This is a genomic window from Vibrio anguillarum (assembly GCF_003390515.1).
GTDB classification, from domain to species: Bacteria; Pseudomonadota; Gammaproteobacteria; order Enterobacterales; family Vibrionaceae; genus Vibrio; species Vibrio anguillarum.
The window spans coordinates 501,047-518,514 of record NZ_CP031479.1 but is presented as its reverse complement, the minus strand read 5'-3'; the positions used below and the strand labels follow the sequence as shown (position 1 = coordinate 518,514).

17 protein-coding genes are annotated in these 17,468 nt (G+C 34.7%); all 17 read left to right on the top strand.

From position 1 onward, the window contains the following. Positions 1-4 precede the first annotated feature (4 nt). Positions 5-883, top strand: coding sequence for a glucose-1-phosphate thymidylyltransferase RfbA (gene rfbA / locus DD616_RS06485; protein WP_088732951.1), 879 nt, complete (start codon positions 5-7; stop codon positions 881-883). 2 nt (positions 884-885) lie between these two features. Beyond that, positions 886-1,965, top strand: coding sequence for a DegT/DnrJ/EryC1/StrS family aminotransferase (locus DD616_RS06480; protein ID WP_088732950.1), 1,080 nt, complete (start codon positions 886-888; stop codon positions 1,963-1,965). Next, the gene (locus DD616_RS06475; protein ID WP_088732949.1) at positions 1,962-2,651 is read left to right on the top strand and encodes a WbqC family protein; all 690 of its coding nucleotides are present in this window, start codon (positions 1,962-1,964) and stop codon (positions 2,649-2,651) included. Before DD616_RS06480 ends, DD616_RS06475 begins: the two co-directional genes overlap by 4 nt. An 11-nt stretch (positions 2,652-2,662) precedes the next feature. Continuing rightward, on the top strand, positions 2,663-3,646 hold the full coding sequence (locus DD616_RS06470) for a thiamine pyrophosphate-dependent dehydrogenase E1 component subunit alpha (protein ID WP_157724321.1): 984 nt from the start codon (positions 2,663-2,665) through the stop codon (positions 3,644-3,646). A 1-nt stretch (position 3,647) separates the two neighbouring features. Beyond that, entirely contained in the window at positions 3,648-4,628 is a 981-nt protein-coding gene (locus DD616_RS06465) for an alpha-ketoacid dehydrogenase subunit beta (RefSeq protein ID WP_088732947.1), read from the top strand. Next, the gene (locus DD616_RS06460) at positions 4,625-5,578 is read left to right on the top strand and encodes an ATP-grasp domain-containing protein (protein ID WP_088732946.1); all 954 of its coding nucleotides are present in this window, start codon (positions 4,625-4,627) and stop codon (positions 5,576-5,578) included. Before DD616_RS06465 ends, DD616_RS06460 begins: the two co-directional genes overlap by 4 nt. Beyond that, on the top strand, positions 5,578-6,243 hold the full coding sequence (locus DD616_RS06455) for a metallophosphoesterase family protein (protein ID WP_208872086.1): 666 nt from the start codon (positions 5,578-5,580) through the stop codon (positions 6,241-6,243). Before DD616_RS06460 ends, DD616_RS06455 begins: the two co-directional genes overlap by 1 nt. A gap of 15 nt (positions 6,244-6,258) precedes the next feature. Then, complete coding sequence (locus tag DD616_RS06450) at positions 6,259-7,182, top strand: glycoside hydrolase family protein (RefSeq protein WP_208872085.1); 924 nt, start codon at positions 6,259-6,261, stop codon at positions 7,180-7,182. Positions 7,183-7,387: 205 nt separating this feature from the next. Next, positions 7,388-8,896 (top strand): lipopolysaccharide biosynthesis protein, encoded by a 1,509-nt coding sequence (locus DD616_RS06445; protein ID WP_208872084.1) that lies wholly within the window; start codon positions 7,388-7,390, stop codon positions 8,894-8,896. Further along, positions 8,886-9,770 carry a glycosyltransferase family 2 protein gene (locus DD616_RS06440; protein WP_208872083.1) on the top strand — a complete coding sequence of 295 codons (885 nt, stop codon included), beginning with the start codon at positions 8,886-8,888 and terminating at the stop codon, positions 9,768-9,770. Before DD616_RS06445 ends, DD616_RS06440 begins: the two co-directional genes overlap by 11 nt. A gap of 6 nt (positions 9,771-9,776) precedes the next feature. Then, a complete protein-coding gene (locus DD616_RS06435) occupies positions 9,777-10,295 on the top strand; it encodes a serine O-acetyltransferase (RefSeq protein WP_208872082.1) in 519 nt (172 codons plus the stop codon). Beyond that, positions 10,295-11,521: an oligosaccharide repeat unit polymerase gene (wzy, locus tag DD616_RS06430; protein ID WP_208872081.1), complete on the top strand. Its 1,227-nt coding sequence runs from the start codon at positions 10,295-10,297 to the stop codon at positions 11,519-11,521. The genes DD616_RS06435 and wzy overlap by 1 nt, the downstream gene beginning before the upstream one ends. A gap of 54 nt (positions 11,522-11,575) precedes the next feature. Continuing rightward, on the top strand, positions 11,576-12,544 hold the full coding sequence (locus DD616_RS06425; protein WP_208872080.1) for a polysaccharide deacetylase family protein: 969 nt from the start codon (positions 11,576-11,578) through the stop codon (positions 12,542-12,544). Next, positions 12,541-13,302: a formyl transferase gene (locus DD616_RS06420; RefSeq protein ID WP_208872079.1), complete on the top strand. Its 762-nt coding sequence runs from the start codon at positions 12,541-12,543 to the stop codon at positions 13,300-13,302. Before DD616_RS06425 ends, DD616_RS06420 begins: the two co-directional genes overlap by 4 nt. Before the next feature lie 2 nt (positions 13,303-13,304). Continuing rightward, positions 13,305-14,438 (top strand): glycosyltransferase, encoded by a 1,134-nt coding sequence (locus DD616_RS06415; protein WP_208872078.1) that lies wholly within the window; start codon positions 13,305-13,307, stop codon positions 14,436-14,438. Positions 14,439-14,440: 2 nt separating this feature from the next. Further along, positions 14,441-16,354 (top strand): asparagine synthase (glutamine-hydrolyzing), encoded by a 1,914-nt coding sequence (gene asnB, locus DD616_RS06410; RefSeq protein WP_088732934.1) that lies wholly within the window; start codon positions 14,441-14,443, stop codon positions 16,352-16,354. Beyond that, a complete protein-coding gene (locus tag DD616_RS06405; RefSeq protein WP_088732933.1) occupies positions 16,351-17,463 on the top strand; it encodes a glycosyltransferase family 4 protein in 1,113 nt (370 codons plus the stop codon). The genes asnB and DD616_RS06405 overlap by 4 nt, the downstream gene beginning before the upstream one ends. Positions 17,464-17,468: the final 5 nt, after the last annotated feature.

Below are 17,468 nucleotides of genomic sequence, written 5' to 3'. Positions count from 1 at the left end.
CGACATGAAAGGTATTGTATTAGCTGGCGGATCAGGTACACGTCTATATCCAATAACCAAAGGCGTTTCAAAGCAACTATTACCTGTTTATGATAAACCGATGATTTATTATCCACTCTCCGTACTTATGCTAGCTGGAATTCAAGATATTTTAATCATTACAACACCAGATGATCAGGCTAGCTTTATTCGATTATTAGGTGATGGTAGTGACTTTGGTATTAATTTAAGCTACGAAGTTCAATCTAGTCCTGATGGCTTAGCGCAAGCCTTTATTATCGGTGAAGAGTTTATTGGTGATGACTCAGTTTGTTTGGTACTTGGTGATAACCTCTTCTGGGGACAGGGTTTTTCACCTATGCTGAAAAGTGCCGCAGAAAAAATAACGGGTGCTACGATTTTCGGTTATCAAGTTCAGGATCCTGAGCGATTCGGTGTTGTTGAATTCGATGACAATATGAAGGTGCTTTCTCTGGAAGAAAAGCCAAAACAACCAAAATCGAACTTTGCTGTTACAGGACTTTATTTTTATGATAATGCTGTAATTAACATTGCAAAAAATATTCTGCCTTCTGAGCGTGGTGAGTTAGAGATAACTAGCATTAACCAAGTCTATTTAGAAAAAGAATCACTTAGCGTAGAGTTACTCGGTCGCGGATTTGCTTGGCTGGATACTGGTACTCATGAAACATTACTGGATTCAGCAATGTTTGTAGAAACAATTGAGCGTAGACAGGGTTATAAGATTGCCTGTTTAGAAGAAATTGCATTTAATAATGGCTGGTTATCGGGAAGTGAATTAAAAAAAATTGCCAAACCTATGATGAAAAATAGTTATGGGAAGTACTTAATCAGTTTGCTGGAAGAATTGCATGAGAAATAGTAATGATTAATTTAAATCAGCCTATTAAACCAGATTTGGAAAGGCTAACTAAATATTTATTGCAAGTGAATGAAAGTGGTTGGTATACAAATTTTGGACCTTTGCACCAGCAGTTAACGCAGAGGTTAGAAAATTATTTAGGGGTAGAAAACCTGCTGCTTGTATCCAATGGAACATTAGCTTTACAGGTGGCATATAAAACATTGAATGTTAAGAAGGCAGTTACTACTCCTTTTAGCTTTGTTGCAACGGCAAGCTCTTTAATATGGGAGGATATTGAAACCTTCTTCTGTGATATCGATAGAGAAAGCTACAACCTATCTCCTGAAAAAGTACAGCAAGCATTAGATGACAATTCAGAAATAGACACGGTTGTTGCTACGCATGTATATGGTAATCCCTGCAATGTTAATCATTTCGAAAGGTTGTCACAAAAAAACAACGTTAAAATCATATATGACGCAGCTCATGCTTTTGGTATCAATGTAGGTAGCGAATCCGTACTTAATTTTGGAGACGCAAGTACACTGAGTTTCCATGCAACTAAATTATTTCATACAGTTGAAGGTGGAGCCATTGTTTTTAAACATAAAGCAGACTTTGAACGAGCAAAGCGACTTATCAACTTTGGTATGGATAAGAGCAGTAATATTAGTGAAGCTGGTATTAATGCCAAATTAAATGAGTATCAGTGTGCTGTTGGTTTAACCAATTTAGATATTGTGGATGAGATAATTAAGCATCGTGTTAATTTATATGAAATATATCGTGTTGGTTTAAAAGGGCTAGTTAAAATTCAAGCTTGGAGTGAATCCTCAAGTAAAAATGGGGCATATATGGCTATAGATGTGCAAACTGAAGAGAATGTTCAAGAGTTAACTCAATTGCTATCCGAAAGTAATATTCAAAGTCGAAGATACTTCACGCCGTCGTTAGAGCAAGTTTTTGCTAATCAGTTTAGTTTTGGCTGCGAGCGAAGTGCAGAGCTTACAAAAGGTATCATGTGTCTTCCACTTCATTTTTATATGTCATCAGAAGATGTATATAGAGTAATTGATGTGATAAAAAGGTGGTTAAAATGAAATTGGGAATAATGCAACCTTATCTTTTTCCTTATTTGGGTTATTTTCAATTGATTAACGAAGTTGATGAATTTGTAATATATGACGATGTTAATTTTATAAAACAAGGGTATATAAACAGGAATAAAATCCTAGTTAATGGCTCGGCAAAATCTTTTACTCTGCAGTTGCAAGGGGCAAGCTCTTTCAAAAAAATCAATGAAGTTGAAGTGGGTTCGAATAATAAAAAATTACTAAAAACTATAGAGCAAGCCTATTCAAAAGCGCCATTTTTTAAAAATGTAATGCCACTTGTAGAAGATATACTAAGCTCTCCTGAAAAAAATCTAGCAAAATATGTAGGTTCATCAATTCAAAGAATATCTGATTATTTACAAATCGAAGTCGTTTTCCACTATTCTAGTGAGATAGAAAAAAAATGCGATCTTAAATCACAAGATAAAGTGATTAATATTTGCGAAAAATTAAATGCTGCACACTATATAAATTCGATTGGTGGGCAAGAGTTGTACTCAAAAGATGCATTTGAAATGAACAATATAAAATTAAGTTTCATAAAAACACAGTTACAACCTTATGAGCAGTTTAAAGAAGAATTTGTGCCATATTTATCTATAATAGATGTTTTGATGTTTAATGATGTCGATACGATCAAACAATATTTAAAACAATATGAATTAATTTAGTGGTGTACTTCATGGAAAGTAATAAAAGAATTGAACTATTAAGAACAATGATTCGTGTTAGAACTTTTGAAGAAGCAGTTATAGAAAAGAAAGAAAAAAATCTTATTATGGGGCCTGTTCATACGACGGTTGGACAAGAAGCTACTGATGTTGGAGTCTGCTCAGCTCTTTCTCTTAGTGATTATATTATTGGAACTCACCGTTCCCATGGCTATATGATTGCTAAGGGAGCCAATCTAAATACCATGATGGCTGAAATCTATGGTAAAAGTACGGGCACGAACGGCGGGAAAGGTGGTTCGATGCATGTTAGTGATAAAGAAATTGGTAGTTTAGGGGCTTCCGGTATTGTAGGTTCAGGGATGCCACTTGCATGTGGTTCAGGATTTGCTTCAAAATACAAGAAAGATGGGAAAGTTACTTGTGTATTTTTTGGTGATGGTGCTGCCCATGAAGGGACTTTTCATGAGTCTTTAAACTTAGCCTCTGTTTGGAAATTACCAATAATTTTTTTATTGAAGAACAACGGACTTGCTATTACTACACCCCTGAAACAAACTACATTAATTGAGGATTTCTATACCAGAGCAAGTATATATGGAATGCCTGGCTATAAAGTTAATGGCCAAAATGTTGAAGAAGTATATGAATGTGTTAGTTCAGCTGTTGAATATATAAAGCAAGGAAATGGCCCTGTTCTAATTGAAGCAAAAACGATTAGGTTTCGTGAACATCAAGAAGGATTAGGTTATAAAAAGATAGCGAATGCGAATTACCGGAACAATGAACAGCTTAATCTTGATATTTTAAATAAAGATCCAATTAAGTGTTTTATAGAAAAGCTTGTTTCTGAAAATATAATCACAGAAAAAGAAATTCATACGATAATGGAAAAAGAAAAAGAGGATACTCTTAACGCCATTAAGTTTGCAGAAGAGAGTCCACTACCCAATAAAAAAGAAGCATACACAAACGTTTTTTCAGGTGGATACTAATATGAATTTAACTTATGGTGATGCAGTAAGAGAGGCAATATTTGCTGAAATGGAAAAGCATGAAGATGTCGTCATGTTTGGACAGGATATTCAAGATAACTTATATGGCTATACCAAAGAGTTAGCTGATGTTTTTGGCAAAGATAGAATTATTAATGTACCTCTTTCAGAAGCTGCTATCGTAGGGACTGCTATTGGCGCTGCGATGTGTGGTGTGAGAACCATTCTTGATTTAACCGTTTCAAGTTTTTTGTATGTTGCGATGGATCAAATCGTGAGTTTAGCGTCAAAAACAACCTATATGTATGATGGGCAATTTAAACTGCCTCTGACAATTATGTGTAGCAGTATGTATAATGCAAGTAATAGTTCACAGCATTCAGATCGACCTCATCCATTGTTCATGAATACGCCAGGACTAAAAGTTATTTCCCCAGCAACGCCACAAGATGCTTATAGTCTTCTTCGCACCGCTATTGCTGAAGATAACCCTGTAATTTGTTTTACAGACAGATCTGTTTTTTATAATGAGCAAGACGTTGACTTAGGGCTGGAAGTAAAGTTAGGTGAGGCTAACCTGATGCAGGAAGGAAATGATATCACGATAGTTGCTATCTCTGGAACTGTACCAACAGCCCTTGCTGTAATGGAAGAGCTTAAAAAAGAAAATATTTCAGCAGAAGTTATTGATGTAAGAACACTTGTACCATTAGATAAACAGACAATATTGAATTCTGTCCAAAAGACAGGACGTGTTGTTATTGTTGATACGGCAAATAAAACTTGTAGCGCAGCGAGTGAAATATCATCGATTATAGCTGAGCAAGCTTTTTGTTCTTTAGATGCACCGATTGGTATTGTTTCGTATGATGATATACCGACACCTTTTGCGAAAGTGCTAGAAACAGAGTTATTACCAACAAAAAATAAAGTGTTGGAAAAAGTTAAGCATGTATATAGTTACAAAAAGGAATCAAAATGAAGAAGACGGTTTTAGTGTCAGGAGCATCAGGAATCGTTGGATATGGAATTTTGCGCTCACTGCAAAAGTGTAAAGATCAATATAATCTTATTGGTACAACTATTTTTGATGAGTCTATCGCTCCAGCTTTTTGTGATGTATTTGAATTAGCCGTACCGACAAACGCAGAGAATTATATTGAGTGGCTATGCTCTATAATTAAAAAACATTCAGTTGACATACTAATTCCAAGTATTGAAGCTGATATGTATTTATGGAATGATCATCGTAAAGAAATTGAAAATGCAGGTGCAACGCTTTTATTAAATAGAAGTGAGTTAATTGATTTATGCAAAGATAAATGGAACTTTTATAAATCACTTATTGATGATATTCCTGAGTATTTGATACCAACAACAGACGATTTGAGTACAAACATCTATGGCTATCCTTATATAGTAAAACCTAAACGCGGCTTTGGCTCTAAAGGTATAGTGAAGATACAAAATGAAAATGATTATCAGAAGAATAAAGATAGCTTTTCAAAAGAACTAGTGATGCAACCGATTATTGGAACCGATGATGATGAATATACGGTTGCAGGTTTCTTCGATAGAAATCACACTCTAATCGATTTTATTAGTTTTAAACGGAAGTTGTCAACAGATGGTTTTACTAATGTTGCAAAAGTGGTTGATTATGATTTTGAGGGAATCCTTAGAAATATTGCGAATGTAGTTAAACCAGTGGGACCTACAAATTTCCAATTTAGACTATTCGAAGGAACTATGAAGTTACTGGAAATTAATCCAAGAATTTCGTCTTCAACTTCAATCAGAGCGTCACTTGGATATAATGAAAGTAAAATGGCTGTAGATTATTTTTTAAATGGAATTCTTCCATGCGCAATAGATAAAACTCCAATTATAAACCGTACAGCAGTAAGGTATGTCGATGAGTATATATTTTAATGATAGCACTTATTACAGATATACATGGTAACTATGAAGCATTAAAAGAAGTTCTAAAAAAAATAGACTCCCTTGGTATTAGTGATATTTACTGTTTAGGAGATATTGTAGGCTATTACACCCAGGTAAATGAGTGTTGTGATGAACTTAGAAGAAGAAACGTAAAGTCTATTTTAGGTAATCATGACTGGTATATGATCTCTAATACTGGTTGCCCAAGATCCCAAAGTGCCAATGATTGTTTGGTATATCAAAAAAAGATAATAACGCAAGATAATTTAGACTGGTTAACAACGTTACCTATCTATAGAAGAATTGGAGAACTTGCTGTTGTTCATGGTGGTTGGAATGACCCCCTAGAGGAGTACTTGTCACCAAACGATGATTATTTTGATAAATACCCAAATAAATATTTTGCTTCTGGACACACACATAAGCAAGTAATAAAAAAATTCGCAGGTAAAGTGTATTGTAACCCCGGCTCTGTAGGTCAGCCAAGAGACAAAAATTATATGTCATCATTTGCAACATTTGACGGCAGTGAATTTGAGTTGCACAGAGTGGAATATAATATAGCTGAAGTGTGTCGATTAATGGCCGAGGCTGGTTTCGATGAATACTATTACAAAAGATTAAATACTGGTGCAGAGCACTTTTATAAATAAATTTAAGGAATTGTTATGTGGGAAAAAAAAGGCTTAATATTTAGCTTTGATAAATATGGTACTGGATATGCGCAAGACCCTTTCATCGATATGGTAAGTGACGATGTTTGGAGAGTATATTTCTCAGCAAGAACCCAAGATGTAGTTAGCTTGCCTTTTTGTGTGGATGTAGAAGCAAATAATCCTTCTAATGTATTAAAAGTATATGAGGAGCCATTATTTTTACCCGGGCAAAGTGGTACTTTTGATGATACAGGTATAACTATGACATCAATAGTGAATGTAGGCAAAGAAAAGTATATTTATTATTGTGGTTGGAATAAAAAAGTAACCGTTTCTTATAGTCTAAGTATTGGTTTGGCAATTGTTAGAGAAGATGGCAGAGTTGAAAAAATGTATGAAGGCCCTATTTTAGAACGGTCAATTCATGATCCAATAGCAGTTTCTGCACCATGTGTTATTTATGATGAAGGAATATTTAAGCTTTGGTATATAACGTTTACCTCATGGAAAGAATACGATGGTAGAAAAGAACCAACATTTGTCATCAAATATGCCACATCTAACGACGGTATAAAGTGGGAAACAAATACTGATATTTGTATTGATTCGACTTATGAAGGTGAGTCGTTTGCAAGACCTTGGGTAATAAAAGATAAAGGCATTTATAAAATGTGGTTTTCCTCAAGAGGTCCTGAAGGATATAGAGAAACAGATGGCCAACACTACGAACTTGATTATGCTGAGTCATTAGATGGTAAAACTTGGGAAAGAAAAACCGACAAGTTTAAACTCGTAGGTGAAAGTGACGGTTGGGATGCAGGAATGACTGCTTATGCAACAGTTGTTAAAGGTAAAGATAATTATTTTATGCTTTATAATGGTAATGATTTTGGTAAAACTGGTTTTGGTTATGCTACTTCGAAAGATTGTGAGTAATCATTACTTGTTTATAGCTCAGGGTTAGAGCATGCTAACTTAATCGTCCAACCTGCAAACAAATTGTTCATTTGTCAAACGCGAAAATTTGTATTTTCTCGGATGTTTTCGGAAAATTCGACTTAGATTTTAAGCTCGAATACGGTTTGATCAAAAAGTAAGCGAAGTGTGATCCTGCACTGATGTATAGCTACGGAACTACCAATTGAAAGCACAAATTAGTTTAAAGAAAAACGTAATCGCGAATTACTTAGGTCAGGGGTACAAAGCTCTTATTGGCATTATTATGATGCCTTTGTATCTTTCTTATCTTGGCAGTGAAGCATTTGGCCTTATTGGTTTTTATATAATGCTTCAATCATGGATGCAATTACTTGATATCGGAATGAAACCTACCCTAGCAAGAGAAAGCGCAAAGTATAGGGCTGGAAGTATAAGCTCTCTTGAACTTAGAATAATACTACGTACCTTAGAGGTTGTATTTGTTATAACAGGAGCTTTAGCTGCTGCTACAATGATGATTTCTAGTAATTATATCGCTACATCTTGGTTGAAAGTAAAAGAACTAGATTTAAATGTTGTAAGCTTGTCTGTATCTATCATGGCAATAATGGTCGGTGTGAGGTGGGTCAGTAGCCTGTATAATGGTGTTATAAGTGGCCTAGAAAAACAAGTATGGCTTAATGGCTTTGGAATAATCGCAGGTACTTTTAGGTTTGTTTTTGTGCTTATTCCCTTCGAGGTTTTTGATGCTTCAATTGAAATATTTTTTCTTTATCAATTAGTTGTATGTTTATTTGAAGCTATTATTATAATCGCTTTTACTTATGGTAACTTTGAAAAGAATAACGAATCTGTATTTTACTCTTTTAGTGTGCTAAAGAGAATATATAAATTTTCTTTAGCTATTGCCTTTGGTAGTGTTATTTGGGTGTTAGTGACTCAAATAGATAAATTAATTTTGTCAAAATATATATCGCTTGATGAATATGGGTATTTTTCTCTTGCAATAGTTATTGCAAATGGTCTTTTTGTATTAGGCAATGCGATAGGTGCAGCAATAATGCCACGTATGACTATTTATAATGAACAAGAGAAAACTAAAGAGCTAAATAAGCTTTATTTTCTATCTATAGAAATAGTGCTTATGGTTGTTGTACCAATATCTTCAATGCTTGTTTTGTATGGTGATAATATATTGTTTTTCTGGACTAATGATCCTTTAGTTGCTAAAAATGCAAGTGAGATTATGAAATGGTATGTTTTAGGTAATGTAATGGTTTCTATGGGGGCTTTTGCATATTACCTTCAATATGCTAAAGGGAATTTGAAACTTCATGTTAAAGGTAATTTTATTTACGCTGCCTTGTTGATTCCGGCCCAGATTTACACCGCTTCACATTTTGGTCCAATATATACAGGGATCGTATGGTTTGCTGTGAACCTATTAATAGTGGTGTTATGGCTAGGTGTTATTCACAAAAAGTTTTTACCGGGTAAGCACCTTTCATGGCTGTTGGTAAATATTAAAATGTTTATCGGAGGGTATGCTGTTGCTTATGCGTTAACTTATTACTTAGATATTAACTTTGAATATGAGCTAATCGAATTTTTAAAACTTATTTTCATCGGTGTTGTTTCAGTTATAACTACTTTTATGTGTTCTACAAGTTTAAAAGAAAAAGTTTTCATAAGGCTTATTAATGGTAAGTAATCCCAAAGTTTCAGTATGTGTAATGACTTATAATCAAGAGGATTTTATCGCAGAATGTCTTGATAGTATTCTATCTCAAGAGTGTGATTTTGATTTCGAAGTAATAGTAGGAGAAGACTGTTCAACAGACAATACTAGGTCTGTAGTACAAGAATATGCAAATAAATATCCAGATGTTATAAGACTACTTTTACATGATGAAAATATTGGTGGTGAGAAAAATTATTTATTAGTGCATGCTGCTGCAAATGGAAAATACGTTTGTAATATGGATGGGGATGATTTAGCACTTCCTGGAAAACTTCAAGCCCAAGCAGATTTTATGGATAAAACTCCTGATTGTAACATCGCTTTTCATCGGGTTAAATTATTGTACCCTGATGGAAGCACTAAGGATGATGCTATAAATTATCAAAGAATAGAAAAAGGATTTTACAAAAAAGATATACTCGAATATATGGCAGTAGCAATGCATAGTTCTAAAATGTATAGGAATAGCCTTAAAAAATTCGATATGCCAAGTTTTGTCGTTTCCGATTTTTATATGAATGTTGAGCAAATACAAGATAAAAAAGCTTACTATATTAGTGAGCAGCTATATGGTGTGTATCGTGTAGGAATTGGTCAATCAACCAGCTCTAAAGATTTTATGACGAAGTTGGTGACGGAAACTTTAGAGTATTTTTTACATAAATACCCCGAAGAAAAAACACACATCAACTCTTTGTATTTATTCTTGTTTCTTGCCGATTTGAAAAATAGAAGGGAATTTACATCGCATATGAGAGGGTGGCTAAAGTCTTTCAGTGTGAAATCTATACTGTTAGTTATTAAAAATTGGAAAATTCGAAAAATGTTTAGAACAGCAAAATAGGTAGTTATGTTAAAAATAATCAATGAAGATTTGAATGCTTATACCAAGAATGGAGGCATTTTAAAAAAAATAAAATGGACTTTATTAAACCATACTATCCATATGGGAATGTTGTTTAGGATTGCTTCTGCATTGTTACATATTCCAATAATTGGAGGGTTATTAGCAAAGGCGCTTGAGTATACTATTCGAATACTCTATGCAAGTGATATATCTTGTAAAGCGAAAATAAAAGGTGGTTTGGTCTTTTTGCATGGGCATGACATTGTAATAGGTGCTGATGTGAGAATGGGAAAGAACTGCACCGTATTTAATGGTGTAACATTAGGAAATAAAAATTTAGAGTATTCCTCTTTCGGAAATCAACCAACAGTGGGTGATAATGTAATTCTCTCAACGGGAGTGAAAGTTTTAGGTCCACTTACTATAGGTGATAATGTAGTTGTTGGTGCTAATAGCGTAGTGTTAAAAGATATTCCTTCTAATTGTACTGTAGTGGGTATTCCAGCAAGAATTATAAAATAATGAAAATATCAATAAATAAAGTTCAAGTTTATATGTTGTTATTATATATTTTTTTTAACACGTATGGATTATTTTATGTGTTTTTAAATAAAGAAACCTTTGGTGATTTTGTTCTTCCTTTAAAAAGTGATTACTTTCTTCTGTTAGCATACCTTTCAGTTATTATTCCATTTGTTTTTTTTAATTTATGGTTATTCCCTTACTTTCAAAATAGGATGGGAATGTCTACACCTAGACTCTCTACTGAAAACAAGATGAGCATGTTTGTATTGATTCTACAAGTCATGTTTATAGTGTTTAATTTGATAGAGGGAGTGAACTCAGCGGGAAGTAATCTGACAACGAGCTCCCCTATAAAGTATATTTTTATCATGTTTGCGCCAGATATGTTTTTTTTAATATTGTATGGTTTTGCTCGTAATAATACATTTTTTAAGTACAACCTGATTGTATATCTGATTTCTAATTTACAGAGAGGCTGGCTTGGCGGTCTGTTGACGGTATTAATAATAGAGTTTTTCGTCTTCTACAAAAAATATGGTTTTTCGCGGAAACTCATTTTTACAGTATCCTCTCTCGGTGCGTTAGTAATTTTAATATCACCTTACCTTGTGGCACTTAAGTGGGCAGTAAGGGCCTATTTTGGTGGTATTTCTTCGGATACTAATGCTGAATTCGATTTGATTTTTTCTCTTGGGAATAAAGAGTATTTAACTTCGCTAGGAGAAACATTGAATTATATTATTGCTAGATTTCAAGTGCTATCAAATACATATTTAATGTTTGAATACAGCAATGTAATATACTCAGCAGCAGATAAAGGCGAGTTTGTGTCATTTTATCTAGTTGGGTTACCACAAATGCTTATTATCAAATTGTTTGGGTTTGATTATCAAATGCTCAATAGCTTTATTGCGAGTATATTTGATTCGAATTATTACATTAATAGTTCTACATATAATACTCATACTGGTTGGTTTGGTTGGGTGATTTCAGAACCGTATTTAGTAATTCAATATTTTATATATAGTGTTTCTCTAATATGGTTCGTTGTTTATTTGTCCTCTAAAATTGGTGGAGAGTATATATATATTGTCACATGGGTTATGACTTTAATGCTCTTCATGCAAGGTTGGATTCATGCGTATATCTCATTGTTAATTGCACTAGTTGCGTTTTTGTTTGTTAAATCATGTTTGAATATTAGAATTCCTAGAAGAACATAAATATGGTAATAAGTGTTTTTAGGCCTAATAGTTGTGGTTGCACGGAGTAATATCATGATAAAAAATAAAGCACTAATAATTTCTTTGGACTTCGAGCTCCTTTGGGGGGTTAGAGACACTCGCGGAATAGAATACCACCAACAGCTTATCAACGTTCATAAAGTCGTTCCTTTATTATTAGCTTTGTTTGAAAAATATAATATTGCATGTACTTGGGCAACTGTAGGTGCGTTATCTGTACCTGATGAAAATTCGTTTAAGAAAATAATGCCGAGCAAATTTCCGACATACAAAGATATTAACCTTAGTCCTTACCCTTTTTTAGGTAAAATGTTTGAACTTACAGATGAGTTGTTATTTGCACCTGATTTAATTAATCAAATTATTCAAACCCCAAAACAAGAGCTTGCCTCTCATACTTTTTGTCATTATTACTGTTTGGAACAAGGTCAAACAGTAGAACAATTTGAGGCGGATCTTAAAGCAAATAGAAGTATAGCTGAGCTTTATAATGTTAATTTTAAAAGTTTAGTTTTCCCTAGAAACCAATTCAACCAAGAGTATTTAAATGCTTGTGCGGAATCTGGTATTATTTGCTATCGCGGCAACCCTAGACATTGGGCTTATAAAGCAGAAAGTAGAGAGGGACGGAGTTCTTTTAAAAGAGCATTTCGCCTTATCGATGCTTATCTACCATTAAGTGGTTCACTTAGGCAAAAAGTTAAAGTAGATAAAAAAAGTGGCTTGTTTGATATACCTGCAAGTGTGTTTTTACGTCCTTATAGTGTGCACCTATCTTTTTTTGAAAAATTAAGGTTGTGGCGTATTAAATGGAGTATGACCCGTACCGCTAAAAAAAGCGGGCTATTTCATCTTTGGTGGCACCCACATAATTTTGGCAACAATATTTTAGAGAACTTAACGTTTTTAGAAGAGATACTGAAGCATTTTAAATATCTTAATGAACAATATGATTTTGAATCTTTAACAATGGAGCAGGTAGCTCGGCAGGTAAAAAAGTGAATAAAGTATTAGTGTTGGGGCGGAATTCACGCCCTACCAGGTTGTTACTCTCTGTCTTGTTTGAGAGAAGTTTTGACGTGTTTTTTATTGAAGAAAAGCGAGATGACAAAAAACAGCTTATAATAAAACGTATTAAAAGGATTGGTATATTTAAGGTGCTAAGCCAATTGACTTTTATGGTGTTTTCTCGTATTCAAGCAAAAAGCAAGAAGGTTGAATCTAGATTATCAGAAATTGAAAAAGAGACTGTCAGTGATTTGCACGAAATTAAAGCAGTTAATACGGTTTCAAATATTAACGATGACAAGGTAATAAGTAGTATTAATGACATTTCACCTAGTGTGATTGTATTAAGTGGTACTCGTATTTTAAGTTCAGAATTTTTGTCAAAAATTAATTGTCCGATTATTAATATTCATGCAGGAATTACACCTTCCTATAGAGGAGTACATGGAGGTTATTGGTCTTTAATTAATCAACAACCAGAACTTTTTGGAACAACTATTCATTTTGTAGATGAAGGCGTTGATACAGGAAATGTTTTAGAACATGCTTTTTTAACACCATCAAATGAAGATGTTTTTTCGACGTACCCTTTGTTGCAAATGAGTGCCGCGCTTAAAGTATTACCTACATTACTAGAGCGTATATTAAATAAAGAAGAAAATTGTTTTGTGCCTAAATTAAGCTCTGCTATCTGGACTCACCCTACAATTTGGCAATATTGTTATTACCGCATTAAGTATGGAATTAAGTAATCGTGAAAGTTATCCATATCCTTAGTGGGCTTTATCAAGGTGGGGCCGAGTCACAATTAGAAAAGCTTATTTTATTTTCTAAAAATGAAAATATATCTCACGTAGTCATCTCTTTAAAAAATGATAAAACCCCACTAATGCAACGCTTTCGAGATGGCGGCATTACAGTTCATTGCGTTGGCTTTAACGGGATAGGTGTTTTTGTCGGCTTATTTAGACTTAAAGCGTTACTGAAACAATTAACTACACCAACAACAGTTATTCAGTGCTGGATGTACCATGCAAATTTTTTTGGTTTGTTGGCAGCTTGGTTAATTGGAGTATCAGGCCAAGTAGTATGGAATATTCGCCGCACTGAATTACCCAAAGGTTTGACTGGGCTACTTGCAACACTTTCGGCAAAATTGTCAAATATATTACCTGTAAAAATAATCTGCTGTGCCGAGGCCGCCAAAGAGTCGCATATTGTAGCTGGCTACAATAGTGCCAACATGCTAGTCATTCACAATGGGATTGATATTGAGTTGTTCAAGCCTGATAATGAGGCTAGAGTTAAGTTTCGTAATGAAATAACTGTTGTTGATAATGACTTTGTTATTGGAATGGTTGGTCGTTACGCACCAATTAAGGGACATACTTATTTATTACAGGCATTTGAACGCTTATTAATCGAAGGCAAGAATAGGTCGATTAAATTAGTTTTAGTGGGGCGTGAAATTGAAACTGCACTACCATTGCAAGCTTTACTAGCCTTACCGCTTATTAAAATAAATTTAATTTTGTTAGCTGAAAGATCGGACATCTCAAAGGTGATGCCTGGGTTTGATCTTTTATGCCTGCCATCATTAAGTGAAGGGTTTCCAAATGTAGTAGCTGAAGCAATGGCATCGGGCGTACCTGCTTTGGTTACTGATGTTGGTGATGCTGCAATTATTGTTGATAATAATGATATGGTAATTGCTCCTGCAGATATCAACAAATTAACTGAAAAAATATCTGCATTTATTGATAAAAGTTCATCAGAAAAGAAAGAAATTTCAGAGCGTGCTCGAAAGCTCGTCGTTACTCAATTCTCAGTTGAGCATGCATGGCAAGAATATCACGAGTTGTACAAACGAATTATAGAAGATAATTAATTATGTGTGGATTTTCAGGTTTTTATTCTCCCCAATACTCAGTTAAAAACTCATCTGAATTATTAACAACAATGATAAATGAAATTATTCATCGTGGACCTGATGATATTGGTGTTTGGCATTCAGAGGATGAAACTATTGGTTTTTCTCATCGTCGCTTAGCAATTGTTGATTTGTCACCTGCTGGTCATCAACCTATGATTTCATCAACAGCGCGCTATATACTTGCTTTTAATGGTGAAATTTATAACCATCTAGATCTTAGAAAACAGCTTGAACAGGAAGTAGATTGTTGTTGGCGCGGCCACTCTGATACAGAAACGCTGCTAAAAGGCTTTGACGTCTGGGGAATCAAAGCAACCATTATTAAAACGATTGGTATGTTTGCCATGAGTATCTGGGATGCTAAAGAAAAGTCTTTAACTTTACTTCGAGACCGCTTGGGTGAAAAACCGCTTTATTATGGTTGGCAAAATGATATTTTACTATTTGGATCTGAACTAAGTTCCTTAAAACAACATCCTAGCTTTTCTGCTAATATTGATCGAGTTGCCTTAAGTCTACTAATTCGTCAAGGCTACATACCTGCACCTTATTCTATTTATTCAGGTATTGAGAAATTAATGCCTGGTACCATGCTTGTGTTTAAAAAAGAATCGCATACACCAGAAAAAATGGTTTACTGGTCTGTTAAAGATGTCATTCAATCTGGCTCTGACACGCCTTTTAATGGTTCCAAAGATGATATTGTGGATGAATTGGCTTTGAAACTAGGTGATGCGGTTGAAAGACAAATGATGGCAGATGTGCCGCTTGGTGCCTTTTTATCCGGAGGTATTGATTCATCCACAATAGTGGCGTTGATGCAATCCCGTTCATCTAAATCAGTGAAAACATTTTCTATTGGTTTTCATGAAGAAGGCTATAACGAGGCAGATCATGCGAAAGCGATTGCTAAGCATTTAGGTACTGATCATACTGAATATTACGCAACAGAAGAAGATGCTTTAGCTGTGATCCCTGAACTTGCCAGCTTATATTCTGAACCTTTTGCAGACTCTAGCCAAATTCCTACTTATTTAGTTTCTAAAATGGCTAAAAAACATGTAACTGTTGCTTTATCAGGTGATGGGGGGGATGAACTTTTCTCGGGTTATAGTCGTTATAAAAATACACTAGATATGTGGAGCAAGGTCAGCTCTATACCTCTTTGTGTGCGGCCAGTTTTATCATCAGCTATTAAAAAGATACCTACTATATTGTTGGATAGGTTACCAATTGGCAATAATGTCGGTGATAAAATGCACAAAGGCGCTGATGCTTTAGGGTGTCAAACGTTCGAAGATTTTTATCTAAATTATTTAATGGCACATACAAGAGAGCCTGAATCTATTGTTATTGGTGGGTCAGATCCTAAATATATTAATGAACGCTTAACAGACATTACTCTACCTAATGATGCATTAATGACTCTGATTGACCATTGTTCATACTTACCAGATGACATTTTGTGTAAGGTTGATCGAGCAGCAATGGGTGTTTCATTAGAAACTCGAGTCCCTTTATTGGATCATACTATTGTCGAATTTGCAGCGAAGATCCCAATGAAAATAAAAGGCTTTGACAATCAAGCTAAGTGGCCTTTGAAGCAGGTATTGTTTAAATTAGTTCCTAGAGAGTTAATTGAAAGGCCAAAAAAAGGCTTTGGTATTCCCTTGGCAAAATGGTTACGTGAAGGCTTGAAAGACTGGGCAGAAGATCTGCTTTGTGAAGATAAAATTAGAAAGCAAGGTTTTTTCCATGTTGAAGTCGTAACTAAACTTTGGAGAGAACACCAAAGTGAAGAGCGTAACTGGTCCTATTTACTTTGGAATATATTAATGTTTCAAGCTTGGTATGAAAAAAATCACTCATGAAGAAATTACTTTTTATAGTCAACGTTGATTGGTTTTTTGTATCTCACCGTTTGCCAATTGCGCTTGCAGCTATTAGCCAGGGCTATGAAGTTCATATAGCCTGCTCTACTACTGATAAAAGAGAAATGCTCGAAGGTCTGGGCTTACGAGTACATCCTATACCACTTTCTAGGAGTGGAGTGGGTATTTTTAGTGAGTTGAAGGCTTTAATTTCTTTATTTATAGTTTTGCAACATATAAAACCAGATATTACTCATTGTATAACAATAAAGCCTGTCCTATATGGAAACTTACTAGCACGCTTTTTGCGGGTTAAAGGAAGAGTTTCTTCTATTTCAGGGTTAGGTTTTATATTTATTGCTAGTGGTGTTAAGGCTCGGGTTCTAAGGTTTTTCATTTCTTGCCTCTATCGCACTGCATTATTAGGCTCACAAAAAGTAATTTTTCAGAATACATCGGACAGAGATATTTTACTTAAAATTGGTGCTGTTTCTGATAGGCAGGTCGAGCTTATTCGTGGCTCGGGTGTTAATCTTGAAACATATATTGTAAAAGAAGAACCGATTGATAAGCCTGTCGTTATGCTCGTGGCTAGGTTACTTATTGATAAAGGTGTTATAGAGTTCGCAGAAGCGGCTAAAATAATTCAAGCAAAACGCTCTGATGTCCGCATGGTGTTAGTTGGAGATGTTGATCTTGGGAATCCTAAATCTTTATTGCCAATGCAAATAGAAGAATGGGTGTCTTCTGGGATTTTGGAGCACTGGGGTTACAGCGATGATATTAACGTGACTATTGCTCAATCCAATATCATGGTATTACCTTCTTATCGTGAGGGTTTACCAAAAAGCCTGATTGAAGCAGCAGCATGTGGAAGGGCTGTTGTAACTACCGATGTGCCAGGATGCAGGGATGCGATAATAGAAAATGAAACAGGATTACTTGTTCCAGCTAGATCTGCAAGTTCTCTGGCTGATGCGATCATTAAATTAGTAGATGATAAACCGTTACGAAGAACATTCGCGGCTAACGGCAGACGTTTAGCTGAGAAGGCATTTGACATAAATGATGTAGTTGATACTCATTTGTTCATCTATCGTAATTTGTAGGGAGC

Coding starts and splice junctions, on each gene's coding strand:
- DD616_RS06450 (WP_208872085.1), top strand. CDS start 6,259: ATGTGGGAAAAAAAAGGCTTAATATTTAGCTTTGATAAATATGGTACT.
- DD616_RS06440 (WP_208872083.1), top strand. CDS start 8,886: ATGGTAAGTAATCCCAAAGTTTCAGTATGTGTAATGACTTATAATCAA.
- DD616_RS06405 (WP_088732933.1), top strand. CDS start 16,351: ATGAAGAAATTACTTTTTATAGTCAACGTTGATTGGTTTTTTGTATCT.
- DD616_RS06470 (WP_157724321.1), top strand. CDS start 2,663: ATGGAAAGTAATAAAAGAATTGAACTATTAAGAACAATGATTCGTGTT.
- DD616_RS06465 (WP_088732947.1), top strand. CDS start 3,648: ATGAATTTAACTTATGGTGATGCAGTAAGAGAGGCAATATTTGCTGAA.
- DD616_RS06460 (WP_088732946.1), top strand. CDS start 4,625: ATGAAGAAGACGGTTTTAGTGTCAGGAGCATCAGGAATCGTTGGATAT.
- DD616_RS06435 (WP_208872082.1), top strand. CDS start 9,777: ATGTTAAAAATAATCAATGAAGATTTGAATGCTTATACCAAGAATGGA.
- DD616_RS06455 (WP_208872086.1), top strand. CDS start 5,578: ATGATAGCACTTATTACAGATATACATGGTAACTATGAAGCATTAAAA.
- DD616_RS06425 (WP_208872080.1), top strand. CDS start 11,576: ATGATAAAAAATAAAGCACTAATAATTTCTTTGGACTTCGAGCTCCTT.
- rfbA (WP_088732951.1), top strand. CDS start 5: ATGAAAGGTATTGTATTAGCTGGCGGATCAGGTACACGTCTATATCCA.
- asnB (WP_088732934.1), top strand. CDS start 14,441: ATGTGTGGATTTTCAGGTTTTTATTCTCCCCAATACTCAGTTAAAAAC.
- DD616_RS06480 (WP_088732950.1), top strand. CDS start 886: ATGATTAATTTAAATCAGCCTATTAAACCAGATTTGGAAAGGCTAACT.
- DD616_RS06475 (WP_088732949.1), top strand. CDS start 1,962: ATGAAATTGGGAATAATGCAACCTTATCTTTTTCCTTATTTGGGTTAT.
- wzy (WP_208872081.1), top strand. CDS start 10,295: ATGAAAATATCAATAAATAAAGTTCAAGTTTATATGTTGTTATTATAT.